General features: G+C 42.0%; 3 protein-coding genes. 1 reads left to right on the top strand and 2 read right to left on the bottom strand.

Annotated elements, in window-relative coordinates; translation table 11 throughout:
• The first annotated feature begins 190 nt into the window (after nt 1–190).
• Entirely contained in the window at nt 191–1,336 is a 1,146-nt protein-coding gene (locus tag ACZFYI_RS18130; protein ID WP_462525534.1) for a cysteine desulfurase family protein, read from the top strand.
• Here the strand turns inward: ACZFYI_RS18130 and ACZFYI_RS18125 are convergent.
• On the bottom strand, nt 1,333–1,932 hold the full coding sequence (locus ACZFYI_RS18125; RefSeq protein WP_462525533.1) for a nucleotidyltransferase family protein: 600 nt from the start codon (nt 1,930–1,932) through the stop codon (nt 1,333–1,335). The genes ACZFYI_RS18130 and ACZFYI_RS18125 overlap by 4 nt on opposite strands.
• On the bottom strand, nt 1,929–3,090 hold a 1,162-nt coding region (locus ACZFYI_RS18120; RefSeq protein ID WP_462525532.1), incomplete at its 5' end, for an XdhC family protein. The genes ACZFYI_RS18125 and ACZFYI_RS18120, both read right to left, overlap by 4 nt.

Below are 3,090 nucleotides of genomic sequence, written 5' to 3'. Positions count from 1 at the left end.
CCCAGGTCTTTTTCGTGCGGCAACAATAAATCCTTTAAAAGTGATTCGGGATTTTTTGACTGGGCTTCTTTTGCTACAGAAAAATTCCAGGATTCTTGCATGCTCAAATTTAATTAATTCTACCATTAATCCGGTTTGGTTTGTGGCTTTTGGCGAAAGGTTTTACCTTGGAATTTACTTTAAGTAGGCGATGAAATACCCGATTTACTTGGATTACAACGCCACCACACCCTGTGCACCTGAGGTAGTTGATGCCATGATTCCTTGGTTTGGACAGCACTTCGGCAATGCCGCAAGCAAAAGCCATGCTTATGGTTGGATGGCGGAAGATGCAGTGGAAACCGCCCGTGAACAAATCGCCAATTTGATAGGGGTCAAACCGAAGGAAATCATTTTTACATCAGGGGCTACTGAAGCCATCAATTTGGCCTTGAAAGGGATTTTTGAATTTTATCGGGGTCAAAAGCAACATTATATCAGCTGCCAAACAGAGCACAAAGCCGTATTGGACACATTGGGACACCTAGAATCACATGGTGCGGAGGTCACTTATCTTCCTGTCAACCAATATGGTGAAGTCGATTTGGAGGAATTGAAATCAAGTATACTGCCCCATACCAAAATGATAGCTTTGATGTGGGCAAACAATGAGACCGGCCTTATCCATCCTATAGATGAAATCAAAAAAATAGCCCAAGAGAAAGATATCATCCTTTTTACAGATGCGGTTCAGGTTGCAGGGAAAATGCCAATTGATTTGAAGGGAATTCATCTGATGGCCATTTCTGCCCATAAAATGTACGGACCAAAAGGAATTGGAGCGCTTTATATCCGACACAACCATCATCTTCCAAAACCTTTGACATTGATAGATGGGGGAGGCCACGAAAAGGGATTCCGAAGCGGAACGCTCAATGTGCCAGGGATTGTAGGGTTTGGAAAAGCAGCTGAACTCCGATCAAAAAATCAGTTGGCAGAGGCTGAACGCTTGGAAAAGCTACGGAATCTGCTGGAAACAAAGATTTTGGAAATAGAAGGAACAAAAGTAAATGGGAGTTTGGAAAACAGACTCAGCCACGTTTCCAATATTTCCTTTGCAGGAGTAGAAGGAGTGGAGCTTCTCCAAAGGGTAAACAAAGAAGTTGCGGTGAGTTCAGGTTCTGCTTGTACGAGTATTTCTCCAAAACCATCCCATGTTTTGGCTGCCATGGGAATTGATCCCGATTTGGGAAGGGCGTCGATCCGTTTCAGTTTGGGTTTAAATACTACCGAGTCTGAAATTATTTTTGCGGCTGAGTATATCAAAAAAATGGTGGAAACATTGAGGAAAACCTAGCTGCTACTTTTCAGTTTTTGATAATCTTCGATGGTGTCGATGTCGATTGCGCCCTTAGGAAAATCTATAGTTTCCAAATCATCCTGATGCGACAACACCAATTTTTTGGCGCCTTCATTTCCGGTTAAGGAAAGTAGTTCCGGAAAATACTTTTTGGTGAACAATACCGGAACACCGAATGTGCCATTATAACTGCAAGCAATAATATTACTATGTGTATTTAATTTATTTTCAATCAGTAAGTTAAGAATTTCATTATTTACAAAAGGCTGATCCGAAAGCATCAAGATTACTTGGTCAATTGCTTCATTTTCTATCAAATACCTCAATCCCTTTTGCATGGAAGAGGCCATGCCATCCTGCCAAATTTCATTGATTACCTGAGGAATCTGAAAGTGCTTGATATAGTCAGAAATCATAAGGGCATTTGCACCCAAAACAAGGACGCAAGATTGGGTAAAAGATTTTTGCGCAGCTTCAATCGCAATTTCTAACAGTGTTTTTCCATTGAACTCAAGCAACTGCTTGGGTTGTCCCAATCGGGAAGAACTTCCTGCTGCCAAAATGATGACTCCGGTTTTGATTTCAGTTTTCATCTGTCCTCATGGATTGGTCCGATTTTGTTTCTCAAAAAATCAGGTTTTTTGTTGGCCAAAACAGCTTTGATCTCGGCAAGGGCTGACAATGCAATTTCCTCAGATCCTTCTGCCCCGATGTCAAGACCAATAGGGGCATAGATGTTTTCGGTTGGAACTTTGGTTCCTTCTGATTCCAACCTTGCAATCAATTTGTCTGTTTTCTTTTTTGGACCCAAAATCCCGATGTAGGGGAGGGAATAGGGAATCAAATCTTTCAATACCACAGCCTCATATTCAAAGTTATGGGTCATCAATAATGCGACCGTGTTTTTGTCAGGTTTTAAGCCTCCAACAGCCTTATCGGCCGGTTCTATGATGATTTTGGAAGCAGTCGGAAATCTTTGGCTCGTAGCGTGGTTTTTCCTTCCATCGATCAACGTCAATTCCCAGCCCAATAAGGAAGCCATTTTCGCAACAGGAATGGTGTCATTGCCTGCGCCAAATAGAAAAAGATGGATTGTGGGGCTTAGGACTTCATAGAAAACCCAAATTTCTTCAGGATTTTCATATTGCTTGAGACTGCTCACATTATCCCCATCAATGACCCTGAATTCTTTTTGAATCTGTTCCAATAATTTCGGTTCCAAAGTTTCCGGTTTACCACTGATTTCATTTGCTTTCCAAACCAATCTTGTACCCAACTGTTCTGCCCGTGCATTTTTCAGCGAAAAGGCCGTCACCAAAACACCTGGAATGCGATCTTCAAGGGCTATTTTCAACAATTCAACCGGATTGGAGACATCTTCAAAATCAAGAGGTTCTATGAGTACTTGAATAATCCCATTGCAACCAAGGCCAACACCAAACTTTTGGTCATCTTCGTCAGTGGTGTCGTAGGTGACAAGCATTGATTTTTGCTGAAAAATTACCGTTTGGGCTTTTCTTAGAGCATCACCCTCAAGGCAGCCACCACTGATCGCCCCTGTCAATTCCCCATCCTCGGTGACGAGCATTCTTGCACCAGGTCGTCTGTATGCTGAACCGTCGACTTTTACCACTGTTGCCAAGGCTGCTTTTTGCTTTCGGACTTTACAGTTTTGGTAAGCATGTAAAATCTGTTGAAGGTCTTTCATATGAAATTGTTTGACTATCGTATTGTTGGCTAATTTGGTAAAG

The organism is Aquiflexum sp. (assembly GCF_977115555.1).
This window is presented reverse-complemented; position numbering and strand designations above follow the sequence as displayed.